The following is a 225-nucleotide window of genomic DNA, read 5'->3' as shown; positions in this document are numbered from 1 at the left end:
TTCATTTTCAGTAGCCACATAGAGTTGATACTTACTATCTCGTGAGAACTGTGAAAACCATTGTTGTCGATTTTCTAACGAAAATGGGGATTCTTCAAAACGTGCATTTGTATGTTCAATATAGAAATTAAAAATATCAGTGATACCCGCTACATCCGAAAATTTTCCGGTTCTAATGTTCACGTAAAATCCTTTCTATGCGTGCTTTATAACGCCCTGTTAAGG

Annotated in this window: 1 pseudogene; it reads right to left on the bottom strand. The window is 35.6% G+C overall.

What is annotated here, in order from left to right:
* Positions 1 to 183, bottom strand: a pseudogene (locus AB4180_RS22210) (N-acetyltransferase family protein); the annotation flags it as partial.
* Between the last annotated feature and the right edge of the window lie 42 nt (positions 184 to 225).

The sequence above is a fragment of the Vibrio sp. 10N.286.49.C3 genome (assembly GCF_041469545.1).
Classification (GTDB): domain Bacteria; phylum Pseudomonadota; class Gammaproteobacteria; order Enterobacterales; family Vibrionaceae; genus Vibrio; species Vibrio tasmaniensis_A.
Note: the sequence above shows the minus strand (reverse complement) of the source record. Positions and strands in the feature narration are given on the sequence as shown.